This is a genomic window from Xenorhabdus sp. PB62.4, from assembly GCF_014467285.1.
Lineage (GTDB): Bacteria > Pseudomonadota > Gammaproteobacteria > Enterobacterales > Enterobacteriaceae > Xenorhabdus.
In genome coordinates this window covers 62,566-87,766 of the sequence record NZ_NKHR01000011.1, presented here as the reverse complement: position 1 = coordinate 87,766, position 25,201 = coordinate 62,566, and the positions used below count along the sequence as shown (strand labels likewise).

The following is a 25,201-nucleotide window of genomic DNA, read 5'->3' as shown; positions in this document are numbered from 1 at the left end:
CCTATGGGAATATTACCTATGGGAGTATTGCCTATGAGAATGTCGCCGAGGAGTTTTTTGCCAACGAGTATAACGTTTGTCGGTACGGTGCCGATATAACTTTGCTATTGATGTACTTCAGTAACGCTTATGTCTGTTTGGTGATTTAAACGAGGAAATACATGCAACAACACTCCCCTCTCGTGACTTTGCGCGAACTTGCCCAAGCTGCGGCGGAAAAAGCCGCATCACAACTTGCACAAATCAGGCAAAGTCACCAACAAATGGAGCAACAACTCGCGGCGTTAATGAGTTATCAGGATGAATATCGTACCCGTTTGAACGACACTCTCAGTAGTGGCATGTCCTGCTCAACCTGGCAAAATTATCAGCAGTTTATGAAAACGCTGGAAATGGCAATTGAACAGCACAGATTACAGCTCAATCAGTGGAAAAAACGACTTGAGCAAGCCATGTCACAATGGCAGGAAAAACAGCAGCGTCTGAACGCCTTCGACACACTGCAACAGCGGGCAGAGCATAATTTGAAGTTACACCAGAACCGCATGGAGCAAAAACAAATGGACGAGTACGCACAACGTGGTGCACAACGGAGAATGAAACAATGAATCTCACTCTTTTGCCTACTGATTTAAAACTCACGAATAAAGGCCCGGAAAAAAGTCAGCCGACTTTAAATGAACCCGCAAACGGTAACCCTTCCTCTCAATTTGGGCAACTTCTCAATGCAGAAACAGCCTCTATGCGGAAGCACACTGCTCAGGCGGATAAAAATAGTCTGAAAGAGGGAAAATCTGCTGCCGACAAAACAGCGCAGGGAGAAGAATGGTCGCCATTGCAGCCTGCATCTGATAATGCGGCGGTCACGGATAAGTTGCAGGCGGAAGTTGCCTTGCAAGAAAACCGTGCCGAATTTGCCGTATTGAAAGATGAAGATCTTTTGTCAGCCGAAGCGTTAAGTGCTGTTATTCCGATCCAGATTGCCGGGCTGGTCACTCCTTCTGCACATTCTGCGGCTTTTCAAGAAAGTACAGATGGCTTAATGGGAAATAGCTTGCTGGATGATGAAAACAGTACTATTCAGATGTTACTGGGCAAAGATACCAAAGTTGCGGGTACAGATCTTTCTGAACAATCTCTCTCTGAACAATCTAAAGAGAAAGCACCAGACAAAGGCATCCCATTTTCTGCTGCACAAGATGCACAAGATATTGCACTCAGTAACAAAACAGAGAATTCTGCCGACACTCGTCCTGTGCTCACACCAGTCGCCGATCAAGTAAAACTGACTGCCACTAATAAGGCAGGGTATGACAATACTCTCCCCAAAAATGTTTCGTCAAAAAATATTTCGTCAAACAACGTTTCTTCAAACAATGTTTCTTCAAAAAACAGTGGCAATGAACTGAATCTGCTTCAAATGGCAATTCAGGGCGCTCCTGCGTTGACGGCAGCTACAATAGAAACCGCTCCCATCGACTCACCTGCGGTATTAGCAGCGTCTCCCCTGCTTTCAGGCGGGCAACAAGCAACGGGCCAATTTCAGTTGAATAGCGCAACTGCACCTTTATTAAGTGCCCATCTTGGCAGCGAAGAATGGCAACAACAGCTCAATCAGCACGTGTTGTTCTTTAACCGTAATGGATTGCAACAGGCTGAGCTTCGTTTACATCCTCAAGAACTGGGTGCACTGCATGTCCGCATGAGTGTTGAAGATAATCAGGCACAATTGCATTTTGTTTCTGCTCATCAGAATGTTCGTGCTGCTCTGGAAGCTGCTTTGCCGGGACTTCGCCACTCACTGGCAGAAAGTGGCATTCAATTGGCTCAAAGCAGTGTCAGTAGTGATGCCCAAGGAAACTGGCAACAAGAACATCACGCCAGTAACCAGGCTAATAGCCAGAATAGTGATCATTCCAACTCCCATACCAATACTCAAAGTCATGGTTTAGTGGCCTCAACCGGAGTCACCTCCGCTCATGATTCAGCCATCAGGCTGACACCTCAGCAACTCGCCTCAACCCGGGGAGGTGTTGATACTTTTGCCTGATTATTCACCTAATTTCAGGATGCACTGTAATAAAATGAAAAAGGGTCGATAACAAACGTGTGAGTTAATGGTTTTTTTTCCGTTTGTTCCCGCTATTGCCGGAACAAAGACGCGGGATAATTGATATCGATTTTGATGGGTAAGGAGATCCGCCACGGAATGCGCGGCGACTTATCCGCAACGAAAAACAGGAATTTGTCTGTCCATGTCTGATTATAGCTACGAGCATAAACGCACAAATCCAATTTGGATGATACTGCTAATACTGATCGCTGTTCTTGGTGCCGCCATCGGAGGGTATAGCTGGTGGACAATGAGCCAGTCAGCCAATAACAGCTCAGAAAAAACCAAAGTCATCAATGCCCCTGTATTTATGAACTTGGAGCCTTTTACCGTCAATTTGATCGATGACGAAGATCATTTCGACCGCGTCCTGTATGTTGGCGTGACATTGCGCCTGTCTGACGAAAAAATCCGTCAGCGATTTCATGATTATCTGCCAGAAGTTCGTAGCCGTATGTTGCTGTTATTATCTCGCCAGAACGCCACCGAACTGGCAAAAGATGACGGCAAAATGCATTTGGTGGCAGAAATCAAACAGACATTAAACCCGACACTAATACCCGGTGAGCCTAATCAGGAAATCACCGATGTGTTGTTTACCACGTTTATTCTGCGATAATCACAATGAGTGACAATATTCTTTCACAGGCAGAGATCGATGCTCTGCTCAATGGTGACAGTGCCTCTGCTGATGACGTAGAACAAACTGCGTCTGGAGAAAATGAGGTTCGTCCTTACGATCCCAATACACAACGCCGTGTTGTACGCGAACGTTTGCAGTCACTGGAAATCATCAATGAACGTTTTGCCCGCCAATTCAGGATGGGGCTGTTTAACATGCTGCGCCGCAGCCCGGATATTACGGTCGGTGCCATCAAAGTTCAGCCTTATCACGAATTTGCCCGCAATCTGGCCGTGCCAACCAACCTCAATCTGGTTCACCTGAAACCATTAAGAGGAACCGCACTATTCGCTTTCGAGCCAAGCTTAGTTTATATCGCTGTTGATAACCTCTTCGGGGGTGATGGTCGTTTTCCAACCAAAGTGGAAGGCCGTGAATTTACCTATACCGAACAGCGGATCATCAACCGAATGCTGAAACTGGCACTGGATGCCTATCGTGACGCCTGGGATTCTATCTTTAAACTTGAAGTGGAATATGTGCGTTCCGAAACGCAGATAAAATTCACCAATATCACCACCTCACCGAACGATATCGTGGTTACCACACCGTTCCAGGTGGAGATCGGTGCATTGACCGGCGAATTCAACATCTGTATTCCATTCGCCATGATCGAACCCCTGCGCGAACGCTTGACCAATCCACCTGTGGAAAATGTCCGTCAGGAAGAGGGATTATGGCGTGAAAGTCTGGTGAAACAAGTTCAGCATTCAGAACTAGAACTGGTTGCAAACTTTGTTGATATCCCACTGCGGCTGTCAAGGATACTCGAACTGAAAAGCGGCGATGTTTTGCCGATTGAAAAACCTGAACGCCTAATCGTTCACGTTGATGGTGTGCCTGTGCTCACCAGTCAATATGGAACACTAAACGGGCAGTATGCCCTGCGTGTTGAACACCTGATTAACCCTGTTTTAACTGCTCTGGATGAGGAAAAGCCCAATGAGTGATGCTAAACAACCCGCAGATAACGGATCGACCGACGATATGTGGGCAGAAGCGCTGGAACAACAGGCCGCACAGCAAACCTCTGACGGCGGCGCGTCAATTTTTGAGAACCTGGAACCGCAGGATGCACTTGCCCAGCTCTCCGATATTGATCTGATCATGGATATTCCCGTTAAGCTCTCTGTTGAGCTAGGACGTACCAAGATGACTATCAAACAACTGCTGAAACTGTCACAAGGTTCAGTCGTCCCTCTTGATGGTCTGGCGGGCGAGCCACTGGATATTCTGATCAATGGCTATTTGATTGCACAGGGAGAAGTGGTTGTCGTATCCGATAAATACGGTATCCGTATCACGGATATCATCACTCCTTCTGAGCGTATGCGTCGTTTGAGTCGTTAACTATGATGGCGAACCAGCCTTCCCTTAATGTTTCTTTTCAACGTGGTACGGCATCAGATGCCGTACCCGTTAGCACAACAGTTAACACGACAGCCAGTACAACAGCTAACACGACAGGCAGTAACGAACCTCTCCCGGCCGGCCAGACACTGATGCAAATCAGTAGTGCACTGGGGGGGATTTTATTGCTGATTTTCTTCATGACATGGCTCGTTCGCCGTTTAGGTCTTGCCCCCGGCAAAAACAAAAATCATCGATTGCTGAATGTTAAGGCAAGCTGTTCTCTCGGACCGAAAGAGCGGGTCGTTGTGGTGGAAGTCGAAGACAACTGGCTGGTACTGGGTGTGACATCCCAGCAAATCAATATGCTGCATCAAATGCCTGCGCCGCCTGATCACGCGGAAAAGGATGCCGCACTCACGTCACTGCCATTCGGCCAGATGTTGAAAAATACGCTCCAGCGAAAAAGCAAGAACGACAAGGACGATGATGAAAAATAGAGTTTTCTTTATGACTGGCAAAAAATTTGTCTCACAGCTTAATATGATGCGTTTGGCAACTCTGTTTATGGCACTCTTACTGCCACTGTTCCCCATGAACGCCGCTGCCGAGTTGCCCGGCATCATCAGCCAGCCTTTACCCAACGGCGGACAAAGCTGGTCACTGCCAGTTCAAACCCTAATTTTCATCACGGCTTTGGGATTTATTCCTGCGGCTTTGCTGATGATGACCAGTTTTACCCGCATTATTATTGTCCTGGGCTTACTGCGTAACGCACTGGGCACACCGTCCGCGCCCCCTAACCAAGTGATGCTGGGCCTCGCACTGTTTATGACTTTTTTCATCATGGCACCGGTATTTGATAAGGTTTACCAAGACGCTTACCTGCCCTACAGTGAAGATAAGATCACACTGGAAGCCGCGCTGGATAATGGTTCGAAGCCTCTGCGCCAATTTATGTTGCGCCAGACGCGAGAAAACGATTTGGCTCTGTTTGCCCGCCTTGCAAACCAGGAAGCATTTGAAACTGCGGATGCTGTCCCAATGCGTGTGCTTATTCCCGCATTTATTACCAGCGAATTAAAAACAGCATTCCAGATTGGCTTTACCCTCTTCATTCCGTTCCTGATCATCGATCTGGTCGTTGCCAGTGTTCTGATGGCGTTAGGGATGATGATGGTTCCGCCTGCCACCATATCATTGCCGTTTAAGCTGATGCTGTTTGTCTTGGTGGATGGCTGGCAATTGTTGCTTGGCTCACTGGCGCAAAGTTTTTACGTCTAGCGTGGATCTATTGGAAAAAGATTAAAAAAGCGGTTTAAGAAAATTATGACTCCAGAATCGGTAATGGGCCTTGGCGTTGAGGCAATGAAAGTAGCGTTGGCATTAGCTGCCCCACTTCTTTTGTCTGCTTTGATTTGTGGCTTGATCATCAGCTTATTGCAAGCGGCAACTCAGGTAAACGAGATGACTTTATCGTTTATTCCGAAAATTCTGGCCGTTGTCGTTACTATCGTTGTCGCGGGGCCATGGATGCTGAACTTGCTTCTGGACTATATGCGTACATTGTTTAGCAGCATTCCGGCTATGATCGGTTAACCATGATCCCGTTCGATAGCGAAACGCTCTCCCGCCTTGTCAGTGATTTTTTCTGGCCATTGGTACGTCTATTGGCGCTGTTTAGCATAGCGCCAATTTTCAGTGAAAAACAGATGCCGATAAAAGTCAGAATAGGCTTGGCGTTAGCTATCACCGCTTTATTGGTTCCGGGTCTCCCTTCTTCCCAAATTCCTGTTTTTTCCGTCTCCGGCATTTGGGTTCTGATACAACAAATATTGATCGGTATGGCTTTGGGATTAACCATTCAGGTTGCTTTTGCGGTGGTACGACATGCCGGTGAAGTACTTGGTTTACAAATGGGGCTTTCATTCGCCACATTCTTTGATCCTACCGGTGGCCCGAATATGCCTATTTTAGCCCGGATTCTGAACATGCTGATGATGTTGCTGTTCCTGGCGTTTGACGGGCATTTATGGTTGCTGTCTATTCTGGCAGATACGTTTTATTCCATTCCCATTCAATCAACTCAATTGAATCCAAAAGGTTTTCTGTTATTGGCTCAAAGTGCCAGCCTGATCTTTGTTAATGGCATGATGCTTGCAATGCCAATGATTACGCTGCTCTTGGTTTTGAACCTTTCGTTGGGCATGTTGAACCGCATGACACCCCAACTTTCTGTATTTGTGGTCGGCTTTCCTCTGACTCTGACAGTGGGTATTTTCACTCTTTCCCTGTTGTTCCCAATGCTGGTGCCATTTACAGAGCGGCTATTCGGAGAAATGTTCGACCGTTTAGCGGTGATTATTTACGAGTTGATCTCCCAATAAACAGCAACTTAATCACCTTGCCCTGATATTTTCTTCATCCATGCACCATAGCACCCGCAGTGACGATTAACTTCCCGATAACAAAAAATATCGACATACGGTATTTATTTCAGTTAATTTAATTTTGAAAGGTGACTATTACAAAGAAGAACTATCATAAAGGAGAAATGAGCATGTTACATAACAACTCTTCACAAACTTCTTCAGCAGTTCGCAATAACCATTCTCTCTCCTCGCATACCTACCCTCTTAGTTCTCCTCAGCAAGCTATCTGGTTTGATCAGGCTATTCATCCCAACTCTTCCAACTACAATCTCAGCCTTTTCATCTGCATTGAAGGGGAGTTTAATGAAGCATTATTTGCCCGTGCCTTTGAAGCCGTTGTTTACTGCCATGACGCTCTGCGTTTGCAACTGATCAACACCCATGCTTTGCCCACTCAGAAGATTGCTCATTCTCTCCCTGTGGTCATGGATATACACGATTTTTCATCGTATCCAGACGCTGACACCAGAGCAAAACAATATATGGATGCTGAGTTCATACGCCCGTTTCACTTAGATGAGGCGCTGTGGCGTTCTAACTTACTTCGGGTCAGCAATACCTGTCGGTATTGGCAATTTTGCTGCCACCATTTGATCATTGATGGCACGGGTATATTCATACTCCTTGACAAGGTTATCAATGCCTATAACCGCCTGCTGAAAGGAGAAACACTGAGCAACTCCGCTCACTCTTATCTTGATTTTATTACGGATAACCTCAACTATCTTGCTTCTGAACACTACTCACAGGACATGCAATTTTGGTTGAAGCGTTATGAAAACCTGCCTCCCCCCTTACTCCAGACTGCCAATTTCAATAGCACCAATTCCTATAGCACCAGAAACCACAAACAAGCTAAACCCATTGCGCCTCAGCCTGTTCGTTGGTCAATCGACCAGACACTTTTCAAGCGCATCGAAAAGGCGGTTGGCGGACGGGGATTACCCTTCCTGCATTTCATGTATGCCATTCTGGCCTGCTATTTCGCACGAACAACAGATGTAGACAGAATTGTCATCGGCAGTCCCTTGCACAACCGCAAAAATACGCGACAAAAGTGCACAATGGGAATGTTTGCAACCGTGATCCCCATTGGCATCACCCTCTCACCGGAGGATACATTTCGTGATGTCATGCACAAAACCGCAACCGAAATGAGTGTTTGCCATAAGCATCAACACCTTCCCATCGTAGAGCTCAACCGACAACTACACCTACACACCCGGCAAAAAGTCGGGAATGCGCGGTTATTTGATGTGACGTTATCTCTCGAACCGTTTAAAACAGATCTGCATATGGAAGGAGAGAACACCCGCGTCAAACTTTTCGACCTACATTCTGGTACCCCTTATCCGCTTTGTATCAGAATCAAACAATACACAAACACCGCCCGTCCTGAAGATACCGATTCCCCGATTTCCATTGAATTCTATTTTTCTCCTGATTACCTGAATACCACGGAAGTAATGGCGCTCCAGTCCCGTCTTGCTGTCTTGCTTGATGCCGCTCTCACTTCTCTGGAGATCCCCTCCCTGACGGATACAAAAATAGTCAATCTGCCTATCTTGCCCGACATTGAGCGCCAACAAGTGTTGGTGGATTTCAACGCCACCCAAGCAGAATTCCCGCAGGATACTCTGATTCATCAACTGTTCGAAACACAAGCGCAGCGCACACCGGATGCCATTGCCGTGGTCTTTGAAGAGCAATCGCTGAGCTACGATGAATTGAACAAACGTGCCAATCGTCTGGCACACCATCTGATTTCCCTTGGCGTTCGTCCTGACGATCGGGTGGCGATTTGTATTGAGCGCAGCCTGGAAATGGTGGTCGGCTTATTAGGTATCCTTAAGGCTGGTGGCGCGTTTGTGCCACTCGATCCGACTTATCCGGCCACGCGGCTGAACTATATGCTCAATGATTCAACCCCCGTGGCTCTGGTGACTCAGACGACGATTATTCAAACGATGACGGCAGAAACGTGGAACAGTCATCTGCCAACCCTGCTACTTGATACTCCGGAATATACTGTTCTGGATGAAAGATCGGAAGAAAATTCAGAGGTGCAAGCACTGGGGCTGACTTCCCGTCATCTGGCTTATGTCATTTATACCTCTGGCTCCACAGGGCAACCTAAAGGCGTCATGATCGAACATCGCAGTTTGGGTAATTTGATTACCACTCAGCAAGACACACTCGCCATCACTCCAGACAGCCGGATCTTGCAGTTTGCCTCAAACAGTTTCGATGCCTGCATTTGGGAATGTTATATGGCACTATTGGCGGGAGCTCGCCTTTACCTTGCCAAACGGCAGCATCTTCTGCCGGGAACAACGCTGACTCACTATTTAGAGACGCATGCCATTACTCACGCCCTCTTGTCCCCTACCGCTCTGGCAACAATGGATACCATCCCGCCAACACTGCAAACCTTAATTGTGGGAGGAGAAGCATGCCCACCTACGCTGGTCAAACGCTGGGCGCAAGGACGGCAGATGATCAATGCGTATGGCCCGACGGAAACCACCGTTTGTTCCACCATCTGCCAATGTAAGAGTCAGGAAGACATTGATAATCAGGAAAGCATTGATAATCAGGAAAATCATGGGCCGCCGATTGGTCACCCCATCGCCAACACCCAAATCTATATCCTTGACACTTACGGTCAACCCGTTCCGCTAGGAGTCGTGGGGGAGATTTATATCGCTGGTGTCGGTGTTGCCCGCGGCTATCTGAACCGTCCCGAACTCACTGCCGAACGTTTCCTTATCAATCCGTTCTCCTCTTCTGTGCATAGCCAACGTATGTACAAAACCGGCGATCTGGGACGTTGGTTACCCGATGGCAAGATTGAATATCTCGGCCGCAATGATTTTCAAATCAAACTGCGCGGTTTCCGCATTGAGCCGGGAGAGATCGAAGCAAGACTGCGACAATGCCACGGCGTGCGTGAAGCTGTGGTGCTGACTTGCGAAAATCTTTCCGATGAAAATGGATCGGCTCCAAAACATCTGGTCGCCTATTTACTGCCTAAGGCGGATGCTGAACCGGAGCCAATGGCATTGCGCCAACAGCTCGCACAACATCTTGCCGAATACATGATACCCAGTGCTTTTGTGACACTGGATGCCTTCCCACTGACTCCTAATGGCAAACTCGACCGTCAGGCTCTCCCCAAACCCGATCATACTGCAATTGTCACACGCAATTATCAGGCCCCTATCGGGGATGCAGAAACCACCCTGAGCCAAATCTGGCAAAGGTTGCTCGGAGTGAAACATGTCAGCCGCTACGATCACTTTTTCGAGCTTGGCGGGCACTCGCTGATAGCCGTTAGCCTGATCGAACAACTGCGCGATCTGGGATGGGTGCTTGATATCCAGATTGTATTTACCAAACCAGTACTGAATGAGATGGCAAAAGCACTGCTACCAGCTCAGGAGAATATAGTCCAAGGAAACAGGGGACAAAAAAGTACGACGGTGTTCACTGCGCCGCCCAATCTCATCCCTGACGGCTGTACTGCTATTACACCCGACATGTTGACTTTAGTTTCCCTATCCCAACAAGAGATTGATGCCATCGTCGCCACTATTCCTGGTGGCGCTGTCAATATTCAGGATATCTATCCGCTCGCGCCATTGCAGGAAGGCATTTTGTTCCATTATCTGTTGCAGAAACAGGGAGATACTTACCTGCTACGCAATTTGCTTGCCTTCAACACCCGCGAACGGCTGGATGCCTTTCTGGCGGCTTTACAACAGGTCATTGATCGTCACGATATTCTGCACACATCAATCCACTGGCAGGGATTGGCGCAGCCGGTGCAAGTTGTCTGGCGGCAGGCATCTTTGAGCATTAATACGTTTTTACCGGATGGCGAACAGGATATTCTTTCTCAATTACTGTCACACACCGATCCCCACCAGTACCGCCTTGATGTGAGCCGGGCACCGCTATTCTCAGCCGACATTGCCCATGATCCGCATCAGGATGAGTGGTTACTGGCTTTGTGTATCCATCATTTAGCCTGTGATCATATAACACTGGAACGCATCATTAATGAAATCAGCGCATTATTGCGTAGCCATACGGAAAGTGGGTGTCTTGACTATCACCATTCTGAAAAATTATCCCCGGTATTACCTTATCGTCACTTTGTCGCCCAATCCTTGCAGGCACCGAACTCAGCTCACGAAGCCTATTTCCGTAACGTGCTCTCTGATGTAGATACACCGACGGCGCCTTTCGGGATACTGGATATTCACAGTGGGAACAGGCAGATATCGGAGACCAAACAACCCATTGATGCGCTACTTGCCAAAGCTATCCGCACACAAGCCCAACGTCAGGGTGTCAGCCCCAGTATATTATTTCATGTTGCTTTGGCTCTGGTGCTGGCAAAAGTAAGCGGGCGTGATGATGTGGTCTTTGGCACGGTATTACTGGGGCGCATGCAGGGCGGTACGGACATTGCTCAGGTAATGGGCCTGCTGATTAATACCTTACCCATCCGGATCAGGCTTACGGATAACAGCGCACAGACAATTGTTCAAGAAACTTATCTCAGTCTGATGAAGTTGCTGGAGCACGAACAGGCAACACTAACGCAAGCCCAATATTGTAGTGGCGTGATACCACCTTTGCCGCTCTTCAATACCCTGCTCAATTATCGCCATAGTCAATCAGAGACCACCTTTGCTAAATGGGAAGGTATACGTTTGCTGATGCAAGAAGAACGAATTAATTATCCTATCGGTTTGTTTGTCGATGATTGGGGTGATGGATTTAGTCTGGTTGCCCAAACCGTATCGGATATTGATCCGATTCGTCTGATCGGCTATATGACCACGGCTCTGACGGGGTTGGTCGAAGCGCTGGAAAACTCCCCCCACCAGCCGATTTTGGATATTTCGATTTTGCCCGTTAAGGAACGTCAACAGTTGCTGGTGGATTTCAATAATACAGCAGGCGATTTCCCGCCAAACGCACTTATCCACCAACAGTTTGAAAAGCAGGCACAGCACAATCCTGATGCGATTGCTGTCACCTTTGAAGAACAATCATTGACATATGCTGAACTGAACCGTCAAGCCAATCGCTTAGCACATCATTTGATTGACTTAGGTGTCCGCCCGGATGATCGGGTAGCGATTTGTTCTGAACGTAGCCTTGTCATGGTCGTGGGATTACTCGCTATCCTGAAAGCCGGCGGTGCCTATGTCCCGCTTGATCCAGGCTATCCTGCCGAACGACTGGCCTATCTGCTTGAGGATGCGGCTCCTGTTGCCTTGCTCACCCAAACAACATTAATCAATCCGCTCGCCAATACCGTACCGATTATAGATCTGAATAATCTTGCATTCCTTATGGCAGACATGCCAACCAGCAACCCGGCCCCCCAGACTCTTGGCCTGACACCACGCCATCTGGCCTATGTCATTTATACCTCTGGTTCGACGGGTGTGCCCAAAGGGGTAATGAATGAGCATCGCGGTGTCGTGAATGGTTTGCTCTGGGCACAGAAGACGTACCAATTCACCGCGCAGGATCGTGTCTTGCAGAAAACACCGTTCAGTTTTGATGTTTCCGTTTGGGAGCTATTCCCGCCCCTGATGGTTGGTGCCCAATTAATTTTGGCTCACCCCGACGGTCATAAAGATCCGCACTATTTACTGTCCGAGATAGAAAAGCACAGGATTACTATCATCTACTTTGTGCCTGCCATGCTACAGCGATTTCTCCATGCTATTCCCGCCGGCCGCTGCCCTTCCCTGCGCCACATTTTATGCAGTGGTGAAGCATTTCCTTATATCTTGCAGCAACCCTGTCTGTCCCATTTTGCTCACTGTCAGCTACACAATTTATATGGCCCTACTGAGGCGGCGGTTCATGTTACCGCCTGGCAATGTGTGCCGGATCGTTATATCGGACGAATACCTATCGGGAAACCCATCGCCAATACCCAGATCTATCTTCTCGATAGCCACGGAAAACCGGTTCCAATAGGGGTGACTGGTGAGATTTATATTGGCGGAGCCGGGATCGCCCGTGGTTATCTGAATCTTCCAGCACTCACCGCAAGACACTTTATCTCTGATCCTTTTTCTTCAGATCCTGATGCCCGTCTATACAAAAGTGGCGATCTGGCTCGTTGGTTACCTGACGGGAATATTGAATATCTTGGTCGCAATGATTTTCAGGTCAAGATACGCGGCTTCCGCATCGAACTTGGTGAGATTGAGACCAGACTGGTGCAATGTCATGATGTACGCGAAGCGGTTGTAACTGCCCGGGAAGACATGCCGGGCGAAAAACGTCTGGTTGCTTATCTCCTTGCTAAACCCAATGCGACACTGGTGCCGGCAGAATTACGCCAGCAACTTGCCCAACACCTTGCCGAGTATATGCTGCCCAGTGCCTTTGTGACGCTTGATGCCTTTCCATTGTCACCCAATGGCAAGCTCGACCGTCAGGCACTGCCCATGCCCGATCAGGCGGCACTCGTGACCCGTAACTATGAAGCCCCCATCGGCGATATGGAAATTAAACTGGCTGAGATTTGGCAAGCACTGCTGAAACTGGAACAAGTTGGTCGTCATGATCATTTCTTTGAACTTGGTGGTCATTCCCTGCTCGCCATCCAACTTGCCGCGCGAATACGCCAGAAACTGGCGCGGGAATTACACTTGCAGCAACTCTTTTCCCACCCTGTTCTGTCTGATTTGGCTACCTTGCTCACCGACACGCCTGTGACAACCCAAATCGTTATTCCTGCTGCTGATCGCGGTCAGCCTTTGCCACTCTCTTTCTCCCAACAGCGTTTGTGGTTCCTTGCCCGCCTCAATACCAAAACCAATCTGGCCTATCATATCCCGATAGTCCTGCATCTCAGCGGGCATCTCGATCATACTGCGATGACGGCCGCGCTTGACCATCTCGTCAGTCGGCATGAAAGTCTGCGCACCCGTTTTGTCCTGATTGATGAGCAGCCTTACCAACATATCGACAGCGCAGATACTGGATTTTCCCTGACCTGTCAGGATCTGCGCAAATTAGACGACACTTCTCGCCTGACCCGTATTAACGAATGGCTGGAACTCGAAACACAAACCCCGTTTGATTTTGCTAATGAGCCAATGGTTCGGGGCCAATTGCTGCAACTGTCTGATGAAGAACATGTGCTGATTATTATCCAGCATCACATCATCACCGATGGCTGGTCGACCGGGATATTGCTCCGCGAACTGGGCGCTCTCTACCGTACCGCATCAGGAGAATATGGCGATCCTTTACCCCACCTTCCCATCCAGTACGCGGACTATGCCGTTTGGCAACAGAAATGGCTACAAGGTGAGGTTTTTTCTGCCCAACGGGATTTCTGGCAAAAGCAGCTTCAAAATGCACCGACATTGCTGGCTCTCCCCATCGATCATCCACGTCCGCCAGAACAGAGTTACAAAGGCGATCATGTACCCGTTCACCTGAATGCGGATTTATTGTCTGCCCTCAAAGCACTCGGACAACGCCAGGATACAACGTTATTTATGACCCTGCTTGCAGCCTGGAGCATCGTACTTGCCCGTTTGAGCGGACAGGACGATATCGTTATTGGCACCCCCGTCGCCAATCGCTCATTGAGTGACCTTGAGGGATTGATCGGCTTTTTTGTCAATACATTGCCTTTACGCGTCGAACTGGAACCGGGCAACTCTGTGGCAAATCTGCTCGCTCATGTCCGTGAACGGGCACTGACAGCCTATGCACATCAAGACCTGCCTTTTGAACAATTAGTGGAAACCCTACAACCTGAACGCAGCCTGAGTTACAACCCGATCTTTCAGGTTATGCTGGCCCTGAATAATACTTCTACACTAAATAATACTTCCACACAGTCCCTTGAATTGCCGGGTTTGTCTGTTTCGTTGATGGAACCACCACACCACAGTGCCTATTTTGACCTGACGCTGGCACTGACCGAAACCCAAGATGGCATCAGTGGTTATCTGGAGTACGCTTCAAGCCTATTCGAGCGGAAGACGATTGAACGCATGGTGAGTTATTTCACCAATGTGCTGACAGCCATGACAACCGATGAGACACAAGCCATTGCTCGCTTACCGATATTATCCGTTGCAGAACGCCAACAGTTATTGGTCAGTTTCAATACCACGCCATCTTTGCAAAATGCGGCTGCCGGTTTCTCACAAGACACGTTGATTCACCAATTGTTCGAAGCGCAAGTGCAACGCACACCAGATGCAGCAGCGGTAATCTTTGAAGAACAATCCTTGAGTTATCACGAACTGAACCGACGCGCCAATCAACTGGCACACAGCCTGATTGCTTTTGGTGTACGTCCTGATGATCGTGTCGCAATTCATGTTGAACGGGGTTTGGATATGATCATCGGCTTGTTCGGGATCTTAAAAGCCGGGGCCGGTTACGTTCCACTTGATCCAGACTATCCCATTGAACGGTTGGTTTATCAGTTATCGGACAGCAAGCCTGCAATATTGTTGACCCAAAAACATTTACAAACACGTTTACCAATACAAGATATTCCCATCTGGCTGTTGGACGATGAAATTCATCAAGAGAACATGCAAAAACAGCCGACCTATAACCCTGACAGCCAGCAGACAGGGCTTCAACCGCACCATCTGGCCTATATCATCTACACCTCAGGTTCAACCGGCAATCCCAAAGGCGTTATGTTGGAACATCACAATGTCGTAAGCCTTATCCATGCACATTGTCAGGTGAGTGAACCCTGCTTGGGTGATCGTATTCTGCAATTTGTGACTTTCGCGTTTGATATTTCAGTGTCAGATATTTTCCCTACTCTGGCATCGGGCGCTACGCTGGTTCTGCGCCCATCCCATATCAAAATACCAGATAGCGCTTTTGTCGATTTTTTGCGTGAACAGAAAGTGACGATCATCAATGTACCAACTGCCTTCTGGCACCATTGGGTTCAAGAAATGAAGGCAGGACGCGGCGGTTTCAGCCCCTATATACGCACCGTTATTGTCGGGGGTGATAAAGTGGAACACCGCTATTTAATGGATTGGTTCTCATGCCCAGAAACCCAATCCTGCCGCTGGTTCAACGCCTATGGCCCCACAGAAATTACCATCACTGCCACGGCCATAGCGATAGATAAGGAAATGATGATAGATAACAAATCCATGCCTTCCATTACCAATAACATTCCGATTGGCCGGCCCCTGTCCAATACCCGTATCTATATTTTAGATGCTCTTGGTCAGCCAGTTCCTATCGGCGTAAGTGGCGAAATCTATATCGGAGGCATGGGCGTCGCCCGTGGTTATTCAAACCAACCAGAACTGACAGCAGAGAGATTTGTTACCGATCCCTTTAGCGAACATCCCAACGCCCGTATGTATAAGACCGGCGATTTAGCCCGCTGGCGATCTGACGGCAATATCGAATACCTTGGTCGCAATGATTTTCAGGTCAAGCTGCGCGGTTTCCGGATCGAACTGGGGGAAATCGAAACCAGATTGATGCAGTGTCACGGCGTGCGTGAAGCTATTGTGCTTGCTCGCGAGGACGCTTCTTATGAAAAAACCGGGGGCGACAAACGTCTTGTGGCTTATCTGATCGCTGAACCGAATACAAAACTGGTGCCGGCAGAACTGCGCCAGCAACTTGCACAGCACCTTGCCGACTACATGTTGCCTAGCGCATTTGTGACACTGGATGCTTTTCCGCTGGCCCCCAATGGCAAACTCAACCGTCAGGCGCTGCCGATGCCGGATCAGGCGTCTATCGTGACTCGCGCTTATGAAGTCCCGCTTGGTGACAGGGAAATAGCGTTAGCCGAAATCTGGCAGGTGCTATTAGGGTTGGAAAAAGTCGGGCGTTATGACCATTTCTTTGAACTGGGCGGTCATTCTCTGATGGTCATCAGCCTGATCGAACGGCTGCGTAACCAAGGCTGGCACCTTGATATTCGTACCGTGTTTTCCACACCAACACTGGCTGAAATGGCAAAAGTCATGCAGGGCATCGGGGATCATACAACCTCGTTCACCGTACCGCCCAATCTCATCCCTGATGGTTGCACCGCTATCACGCCTGATATGTTGCCGCTGGTTTCCCTGACACAACATGAAATTGATACTATCGCCGCCACAATCCCCGATGGTATGACCAACATTCAGGATATTTATCCACTTGCACCATTACAGGAAGGCATGTTGTTCCACCATCTCCTGCAAACACAAGGAGATGTTTATCTGCTGCACCTCCTGTTCGCTTTCGACACCCGCGAACGCCTTGATACTTTTCTGACGACATTACAACAGATCATTAACCGCCATGATATTCTGCGTACTGCCTTCTGCTGGCAAGGTCTAACACAGTCGGTGCAAGTTGTCTGGCGTCAGGCATCCCTGCATATCAACACCTTTGTACCAGACGGCGATAAAGACGTGCCATCTCAATTGCTGGCACATACCGATCCTTGCCGGCATCGCATCAATATAAGTCAGGCTCCGCTATTATCTGCTGACATTGCCCACGATCCGCAGCAAGGGGGATGGTTGCTGGCTCTCTGCTGTCACCACATACTCAATGACCATATTTCGTTGAATCTTATCATTGCCGAAATCAACGAACTGCTGCACCACCGTACCGGGCACTTATCTCCTGTATTGCCGCCTGTACTGCCTTACCGCAATTTTATCGCCCAGTCTTTGCGGGTGCCGATGTCAGACCACGAAACCTATTTTCGCAGAGTACTCGCTGATGTGAATACACCGACTACGCCCTTCGGAATACAGGATGTACACAGTGGAGGCAGATCGGCAACTGAGGTTATCAAGCCACTTAATGCAGCACTCGCCAGAACTATCCGCAAACAGGCGCGCCGACAGGGGGTTAGTCCCGGAGTGCTATTCCATGTCGCGTTGGCACAAGTTCTGGCAAAAATAAGCGGACGAGATGATATCGTCTTCGGCACGGTCTTACTGGGACGCATGCAGGGAAGCATTGACATTGAGCAGATTCCGGGGCTATTCATTAATACCTTGCCTGTCCGAATCTCACTTGCAGGGAACAGCGTACAAGAAACCGTGCAAACCGCTTACCGCAATTTGACGCAGTTACTTGAACACGAACAGGCACCATTAGCACTGGCTCAGCGCTGTAGTGCTGTAGAGCCTCCCCTGCCGCTCTTTAACACACTCCTTAACTATCGCCATAGCCAGCCGAATGTCACCAACACCCTATGGGAAGGTATACGTCTGGTAACAGGACGAGAAAGAACCAGCTATCCCATCTATCTGGCTGTGGATGATTTGGGTAAAGGTTTCCTGTTGACGGCTCAGGTTGTATCAGGTCTCGATCCGACACGACTAATTACTGATATAACCACTGCCCTGACTGATTTGGTGGAAACATTGGAAATAGATCCTCAACGTTCCATCATGGGCATTTCCACTTTATCCGCCGCAGAACGCCAGCAATTACTGGCCGATTTACCGCAAGATACACCGATATCAGGCCAATCTGCTGTTGTAACAACTTCCGGTTACGAAGCGCCTTTCGGTAATGTGGAAATTGCACTGGCTGAGATCTGGCAGAAGTTGCTGAAACGGGAACAGGTAAGCCGTCATGACAATTTCTTTGCATTGGGCGGTCATTCATTGATAGCGATACAATTGTTGGCTCGTCTGCGTGAGAAAAATATGGAAATTCCGTTGGCAACATTGTTCACTCATCCCACATTATGTGAACTAGCCAGAGTTGTAAGCCAAAATCACTCATCTTTATTGAATAATTTAAACAACTACCGTTCACAGGGATAAAATTAAGTGGCTCCACAAATTGTGGAGCCACCTTCGACCATTGATCTAATGGCTAATATCGTTAGTTAAAATTGGGTTGACCATTGGATGCGGTTACCCCGCCATCTATCGGCAGGTTCACACCATTAATGAAACTGGCATCTTCACTTGCCAAAAATGCAATGGCGGCGGCAACTTCGGAAGGCTGACCTGCCCTTTTCAACGGAATACGACTATCGAAATGTTTCAGGGTTTCATCGTCAAAACGAGCGACCATCGGCGTCAATACTAAACTTGGGCAAACCGCATTGACGCGAATACCCTGTGAGCCATAATCCAGCGCCATGGCACGCGTTAAATTCACCACAGCGCCTTTCGCTGCACAATAATGAGCACCGCCCCAATCTCCCCCTAACCCGGATACAGAAGCGTTATTGACAATACATCCTTTACTTTCCAGCAAATGAGGTAAAGCAAAATAGCTACAATTGAGTACGCCATTGAGGTTTGTAGCCAGGACTGCATTACCATCTTCTTGTGAAGTACTCAATAAATCGCCCACGACATACAAACCCGCATTGTTGACCAGAATATCTATCCGGCCAAAATGACTGACCGTTTCATCAACCATATTTTTGACCGATTCCCGATCTGCAACATCCGTCTGAATCACCAACGCCTTGTCCGATGACAACTCACTGAGTACACAATTAAGCTTATCAGTATCCCGTCCAGCCAATACAACAATAGCTCCCTCTTGTGAAAAGCGCTTTGCTGTAGCCTCCCCAATACCGCTTCCTGCGCCGGTAATAATGACAACCTTATCCTCAAAACGAATCATGTTATTGCCCTCATAGCTGTATTTTCAAAATTTGTCTGGCTCTAATTCCACTGAAAATTTTATCCGGTCCCCATCGGATAAACGGATCATTAACCTTGCCGGCTCATAATCATGTAGAGGCGAAAAGATAACATTCGTTGAGATCACAATATTGCCATTAAAAGATGATAATAAAGCATGTTCATTATCTGCTGATAATGCCCAAATAGTGTTCTGACTCAGATTGGTTATTAGATTCCAAAAATGGAATCAACAAGGAAAGGCTCTTTAACGTTAGTTTTAAAAAAAGATCTGATTGTTTCGCACCCAACCAGCCTGATATATATACTCAAACTTGAGTATATTTACATTAAATTTGCGAGTGATATCACAATGCTGATGGATTCAGTTAAGAAAAAAATCATAAACATATTACTCTTATTTACTATTTCCAATAGTGATAGAAACTAGTTGAAAATTATAATCCCTTATATAATGTTCAGATTTATAAACAGTATTAGTAAATTCCCAGAATTTATGGGAGGGGGATAAATTGCAGATTTTAGAAAGAACAACAGTAGCAGATTCAAGTGGAATTTAAACATCTGGGTTAATAATTCTGAGTTTTAATTACGTTGTAAAATTAGTAAATCACGTAAAAAGAGATTACCATGAACACGCTGAATGTTATAAAAAACAATATGGAGTTGTCACACCCAGTTGAAGTGCTAGAGACATTATTAATACGCTTATATTTATATGACCGTACATCAAATAAAGACATTTCATTAAAAAGCGGTTTACCTATTCCCATCATCTCTGCATTTAAAAAAGAATTAATAAAATATGATTACGCTGAAAACAAAGGTGTTTTTAAGTTAAACTCTATCGGCGTAAAATACGTACAAGATGAACTGGGATACCGCTCAATTGATATAAATAAATATAACTTGCTGTCATCAGAGGAGAAACGAGAAGAGTTTGAGAAAGAGCTTTCCGTTTTATTGGAGCCTATATATAACAGCAGACCTCAAGTCAATGTTTTGTTAGATCAAGCACATGCGACATTAGAGACATCAATACGCCGGGTAATGCTATTACTTAATAACCCAAGAGTATTTAAACAAAATATTTTATTTTTGGGTGATGATGATTTGACTTCGTTAGCTCTGATGATGGCATTTAAAAAGCTCGGCTACGACTGCTCAAAAAATATTTTTGTCAAGGATATCGATCAGGACCTACTAACATTTATTCGGGATGTCGCAGAGCAAAATGATTTTGTCATTAATACTGAATACTTAGATCTAAAACTCTCTAATGTATACACTAAAAATTTTGATATCGTCTTGACAGATCCTCCTTATACATTGAGCGGATTAAAACTATTTTTATCACGTGCTATTAGTTTCACTAAAAATGATAATAGTGAGATTTTACTCTCCTTTGGTCAAAAAAAACCAATGGAAAACCAAGAAGTTCAAAGGTTATTTAACAATCAGAATCTTCTTATCAGACATATTTATCCGCAATTCAATAAATATCATGGCGGAAGTATTATCAGTAATGTCAGCGATCTTTATGTTCTTTCTGTTACACCTCAAACGTACCCGACGATCTCAGGGGGAAATAATTATTCAGATAAAATCTATACCGGAGAAATTAACCCTCGTATAAAATTTTACCAATGTAAATCATGTAATAACATGATAACCATTGGACACGGAAAGAACATATTAACGATAGAACAGCTCATAGAGGCAACTTGTAATAAGTGTCACGGCACTAAATTTCAATATCGTGGTCAGGAAAAAGTCAGTACATCGGATAATACACGACAACTTGGCACTCACATGATCATAGATATGAAAGATTGTGATGCAGAGGTACTGAAATCTGTATCAGCCATTGAAAAAATCATGCTTGATATTGCCCAACAATGTGAGCTGAATGTGGTTACTCATCACTTCCATCAATTCCAACCATGGGGTGTCAGTGGTGCGCTAATATTAGCAGAGTCACATTTTACTATTCACACATGGCCTGAACATCAATATGCCGCTCTTGATTTATTCGTTTGCAATGAATTTAAACATCAAGATACATTTATGATGCAGCTACAAACGCAGCTTAATGCTCAAGAATATGAATATAAAATACTACAGCGGGGTTTTTAATTTTAAAACAGGGATAGTGACCGGGTAGCTGCGATAACCGCCAACTTTTGTGGTAGGTGGTTTTTCTACAGAAAATTCCGGTTTGGGATAGTTGTGTGGGGCGATTTGAAGGGTTAAACGCTTCGCGATGTCATCATCGTCGCAGTCAGGTGCGCCAAGTACCCATACCGGATAGTTAGAAACAAAGGCTTCCAACTCAAATTTTTTGCCGGCAGCTTCCATTTCTTCAACGGATGCAGAATCTCAGGAGAACACCAGCCCGGCAATGATCTGGTTGCGACTGATAAAAGGAAATAACTTATTTTCAAAGAGTTAGGTTGCTTCGTTCATTTAAAACTTCCCCGCAGTGACCAGAGCTGCATGTATTGTTTTGAATGGTAACAGCAAAGATAAATGGGCATCTAATAGCGGAATAGCACCATAGCTGGCATACCACTCGGCAACACGCTCATTCTTGGCATCAATCAGCAATGCAACTCCGCCAGCCTGCGCGGCTACCAATAAACAGCGCCGACCAGCGGCCAGCAACAACTGGCCACCGAGTCCTTGACTCTGTACTGAAAGATCTACAGCCAGACGGCCAAGCCGAAATACTGGCACATCATGTCGAGCCAAACCACGTTTAATCACCTCCGGTGCACGTTCGTAAACAATAGAAGCAGGACTTAGGCTGTAGTAACCTAATACCGTTCCATTGCTTTCGCTAACCGCGAGGTAAGTTTTTGCCCCACCTTTCTCATGGCTCTGCCTTGCATGGCGATGTAAAAACTGATTTAACGCTTCATCACCACAGTCAAAAGCACTGCGATCATGATGTTTGCCAATGGGCTCTTCGTGCCAGATTGGTAGCATCATGATTGTTTCGGCAAGGCAAATGCTGCGGCCAACAATTTCTCATTGGGTGCCGGTGGGTTATCCAAAAGATCCAGAACATGCAAGCTATCTCTTTCGGTCAGCTCCAGCCGTTCATTCTCGTCGATAATCTTCCGTGCTGCTGACACCACATTGCGGATCACGAACTCAGTCAAGTTGGTATGTTGTAAAGCGGCTGCACGTATCAACAGCGACTTTTCTTCTGAGGCAATACGTAGCGACATTCGGTCGTTAGTTTCTACTGGGATCCGAGGCATTGTTACGCTCTCCTAGTTGTACGTATTAAAATTGTACGCCAAGATGGGCCTATTAGCAAGATGTACGCAATGAAAGCGTACGTGTACCGTATCAAATACGTACGTTTTTGGCTCAGTCGTGAAAGACAATCAGTTACAAAATAAAGAATTTAAATCATTATGCTATTTCGAATAAACCTCCCGGAACTGATTACCTGATACCCAAAAATCACAATAGGGCCCTGAAAGCCCCGTTTAGATTAAATCGTTTTATATAAAAAATATTCAAATAGAAAGTAGACGTTTTGCAAAACTTCCCTCTTTATTCTCTTTTTTGAATTTTCTATATTTTGATGCGTAGCTTAGCATGGTTTCTTGGTGCGGATATTCACGGATAAATATCCCTCCCCATAGATCATCCCACTTTTGATAATTGGGATCATTCAATAAATATATATGCGCTTTCTTGATATTCCAATGAGGAATACCCGGATACAAGTGATGTACCAAATGATAATTATCATAATGCCTTCCAAACAAGAAGCGTTCCCACCAAACACCTTTTGTATTTCGTGTTAGCAATAATGCCTCCTTTTCAGATGCAGGCAGAGGATAATGCTCAGCTATGCCGATAATCCACCCAATAGCGACTGTAACCGTAAATAATGGAACTATCCAAAGCAGAATAAAATACAGGAAGTAACCAGAATAAATAATGACTGAAAGTATCACAATCCAATAAATAAAAAAGAAAGTTGATTCTTTATCATTTTTATTTTCTGATTTTTTCTTTATAACTTTATTATCGTCTTTTTTTAACTCCTTATTTTTCCTTGACTTAATCCTGTCTTCTATTACATACTTTATATATTTAAATGTTCTGTATCCTGAAAGTGTTAATAATATATTCTGTATAAAAAACTCTCTGTCATTTTGTTTAAAATCATATAACCCACTGTCTATATGGAATTTATAATCGGGATCTTTTTCTGGATCACCTAAATGAGCGTGATGATACCTGACATGAGGATCTTTATAAGTGCTAAGCAAATGAAATACCAAATGCCCAGATAAAAAAGTCCCGGCGATATAATTCAGGAATTTATTTTTAGCTAAAACATAATGAGATGAGTAATGTAATATATTAGTAAATGCTCGTTGTGTCGAACCTATCATCAATAAAGAGAGTGGGTAGAACCAGAAACTTATACCAACACTTAAATATATCGCAATTATTATAACAAAATAATCTTTTGAAAGTGCAATAGCCCAGTGATAATTATCCAATTTCCTCAGCGTTCTTAAACTGGAAATTACATTGCGAGATATATTGAAATGATTGCTTAACTTTATTTCAGACAACGGCATAATGAAATCCCCTCCTGATATTTTTATTAATAATGAGATAAATCAAGCTTTGATTAACATTAAAATAACAACAACACTATTAAAAAACTGAACTCTTTCAAATTACCGCTTTGTTATCTGTTCTCACGCAATACAGCCATTTAATTAACTAGGTGACTGGAAGGTTCGTTTAATCAACTTTCTTATTCCAGTCACTTAATATAACTTAAAAGGAATTACTTTAATATTTCATTTTTCTCATTCAGAATAATATCTTCTGACTGTAAAAGTGCTTTAAGCTTTTCAGTACATAAAAACTCTTCTCCCATCATCAAAATATCATCTTGATCACGTTGAATGTGCTCAGCCAACTGCATAACTAAAGCAGCAGCTCCTGTAGCGGTTAAATGTGCTTGCCCCTTCGGGGCTTTAATATGAGTATATATATGTTTTCGATCCCCTTTTTCATCAGTTCCATGTATATCAATCCGAATTTGATGCTGATCGCCTGTACCGGGATGATAAAAAATCTTTTTACGTAACTTTTTAAACAGATCACCTGATATCAATTTCCAAATACCATTTTTTATAAAAAATGATAATATCTTATTTGCCTTATGATTATCATAACCAATTCTTGTGGCAATAGTTTGAGCATTTGTTATTAAAGGCAACGTAAATTGATCAGGCGTATCTATGCGAAAAACATTATACCGACAATCATCATCAAATAAGATAATGCGTTCATCCGAAAAAGGAAGTACTTTCTGATATCGCCCATTTTGTTTTACAGTAAATGGAGTCGCAAGGCTATCCAAATAATCAAATGAATCCGGGCCAGCCTTATCATTCGAAGCACTGAGTATACTGATATCAATATTCGTGATGTTTACTAATGACTTACTCATATTATTAGCAAGTGTTGCAACCACACTCGCCATCCACGATGACGCAAAAATCATTGAGCTTGGTTTTTTATTTCTCATGATTACAGCCTTGCTCAACGCAACCTGCAATCGTTCAGTCCAACGCGTGATATCTACATAAGCAATGCCATTTTTATTTGCAAAATGCAATAAATTATCTTTGGGATCATTAACAGTGGCTAATATTATGTCAATCTTTATTTCATCTGATAAATTGATATTATCAATATCAAGAGCCACCGCCGTTGCATTTCCTAACGTTTGGGCTAGCTGCCTGGCGTTATCAATATTTCTCCCTGCAATAATTAACTCCAGCTCAGGGGCATGCTGATTTAAAATCTGTGCAACCTGCATCCCAACAATGCCATACCCTCCAACTAACAAGACAGATAATTTTTTCATTTATTAACCCTCAGAATAGAACTCAAT

The 25,201-nt window shown here is 45.5% G+C and carries 17 protein-coding genes; 11 read left to right on the top strand and 6 right to left on the bottom strand.

The genetic code is table 11. From position 1 onward, the window contains the following. Positions 1 to 161 precede the first annotated feature (161 nt). The 10 genes from fliJ to Xenpb_RS11030 all read left to right on the top strand — a co-directional run bounded on the left by fliJ (position 162) and on the right by Xenpb_RS11030 (position 18,414). On the top strand, positions 162 to 608 hold the full coding sequence (gene fliJ, locus Xenpb_RS11075) for a flagellar export protein FliJ (protein WP_187654374.1): 447 nt from the start codon (positions 162 to 164) through the stop codon (positions 606 to 608). After that, complete coding sequence (locus tag Xenpb_RS11070) at positions 605 to 2,050, top strand: flagellar hook-length control protein FliK (RefSeq protein ID WP_187654373.1); 1,446 nt, start codon at positions 605 to 607, stop codon at positions 2,048 to 2,050. The genes fliJ and Xenpb_RS11070 overlap by 4 nt, the downstream gene beginning before the upstream one ends. A 205-nt stretch (positions 2,051 to 2,255) precedes the next feature. Further along, positions 2,256 to 2,732: a flagellar basal body-associated protein FliL gene (gene fliL, locus Xenpb_RS11065; RefSeq protein WP_187654372.1), complete on the top strand. Its 477-nt coding sequence runs from the start codon at positions 2,256 to 2,258 to the stop codon at positions 2,730 to 2,732. Between the two features lie 5 nt (positions 2,733 to 2,737). After that, positions 2,738 to 3,745 carry a flagellar motor switch protein FliM gene (gene fliM, locus Xenpb_RS11060; RefSeq protein ID WP_099114442.1) on the top strand — a complete coding sequence of 336 codons (1,008 nt, stop codon included), beginning with the start codon at positions 2,738 to 2,740 and terminating at the stop codon, positions 3,743 to 3,745. After that, entirely contained in the window at positions 3,738 to 4,145 is a 408-nt protein-coding gene (gene fliN / locus Xenpb_RS11055) for a flagellar motor switch protein FliN (RefSeq protein ID WP_047963292.1), read from the top strand. Before fliM ends, fliN begins: the two co-directional genes overlap by 8 nt. Before the next feature lie 2 nt (positions 4,146 to 4,147). Beyond that, positions 4,148 to 4,645, top strand: coding sequence for a flagellar biosynthetic protein FliO (gene fliO / locus Xenpb_RS11050; RefSeq protein ID WP_187654371.1), 498 nt, complete (start codon positions 4,148 to 4,150; stop codon positions 4,643 to 4,645). A 43-nt stretch (positions 4,646 to 4,688) separates the two neighbouring features. Continuing rightward, on the top strand, positions 4,689 to 5,429 hold the full coding sequence (gene fliP, locus Xenpb_RS11045) for a flagellar type III secretion system pore protein FliP (RefSeq protein ID WP_187654407.1): 741 nt from the start codon (positions 4,689 to 4,691) through the stop codon (positions 5,427 to 5,429). Positions 5,430 to 5,474: 45 nt separating this feature from the next. Next, positions 5,475 to 5,744 (top strand): flagellar biosynthesis protein FliQ, encoded by a 270-nt coding sequence (gene fliQ, locus Xenpb_RS11040; protein ID WP_187654370.1) that lies wholly within the window; start codon positions 5,475 to 5,477, stop codon positions 5,742 to 5,744. Positions 5,745 to 5,746: 2 nt separating this feature from the next. Beyond that, entirely contained in the window at positions 5,747 to 6,532 is a 786-nt protein-coding gene (gene fliR / locus Xenpb_RS11035; RefSeq protein ID WP_187654369.1) for a flagellar biosynthetic protein FliR, read from the top strand. 173 nt (positions 6,533 to 6,705) lie between these two features. Next, a complete protein-coding gene (locus Xenpb_RS11030; RefSeq protein WP_255523115.1) occupies positions 6,706 to 18,414 on the top strand; it encodes a non-ribosomal peptide synthetase in 11,709 nt (3,902 codons plus the stop codon). A 61-nt stretch (positions 18,415 to 18,475) separates the two neighbouring features. On the opposite strand, the gene Xenpb_RS11025 is transcribed toward Xenpb_RS11030, so the two are convergent. Next, a complete protein-coding gene (locus Xenpb_RS11025) occupies positions 18,476 to 19,234 on the bottom strand; it encodes an SDR family NAD(P)-dependent oxidoreductase (protein ID WP_187654367.1) in 759 nt (252 codons plus the stop codon). Between the two features lie 650 nt (positions 19,235 to 19,884). Between Xenpb_RS11025 and speD the strand changes: the two genes are divergently transcribed. Beyond that, complete coding sequence (gene speD, locus Xenpb_RS11020) at positions 19,885 to 21,390, top strand: adenosylmethionine decarboxylase (RefSeq protein ID WP_187654366.1); 1,506 nt, start codon at positions 19,885 to 19,887, stop codon at positions 21,388 to 21,390. Here the strand turns inward: speD and Xenpb_RS11015 are convergent. From Xenpb_RS11015 to Xenpb_RS10995, 5 genes are all read right to left on the bottom strand, one after another. Next, complete coding sequence (locus tag Xenpb_RS11015) at positions 21,373 to 21,612, bottom strand: hypothetical protein (protein ID WP_187654365.1); 240 nt, start codon at positions 21,610 to 21,612, stop codon at positions 21,373 to 21,375. The genes speD and Xenpb_RS11015 overlap by 18 nt on opposite strands. A gap of 108 nt (positions 21,613 to 21,720) precedes the next feature. Continuing rightward, complete coding sequence (locus Xenpb_RS11010) at positions 21,721 to 22,245, bottom strand: GNAT family N-acetyltransferase (protein WP_187654364.1); 525 nt, start codon at positions 22,243 to 22,245, stop codon at positions 21,721 to 21,723. Further along, on the bottom strand, positions 22,242 to 22,520 hold the full coding sequence (locus Xenpb_RS11005) for a DUF1778 domain-containing protein (protein WP_187654363.1): 279 nt from the start codon (positions 22,518 to 22,520) through the stop codon (positions 22,242 to 22,244). The genes Xenpb_RS11010 and Xenpb_RS11005 overlap by 4 nt, the downstream gene beginning before the upstream one ends. Before the next feature lie 264 nt (positions 22,521 to 22,784). Then, the gene (locus tag Xenpb_RS11000) at positions 22,785 to 23,867 is read right to left on the bottom strand and encodes a fatty acid desaturase family protein (RefSeq protein WP_187654362.1); all 1,083 of its coding nucleotides are present in this window, start codon (positions 23,865 to 23,867) and stop codon (positions 22,785 to 22,787) included. 215 nt (positions 23,868 to 24,082) lie between these two features. Beyond that, positions 24,083 to 25,174 (bottom strand): saccharopine dehydrogenase family protein, encoded by a 1,092-nt coding sequence (locus tag Xenpb_RS10995; protein WP_187654361.1) that lies wholly within the window; start codon positions 25,172 to 25,174, stop codon positions 24,083 to 24,085. Positions 25,175 to 25,201: the final 27 nt, after the last annotated feature.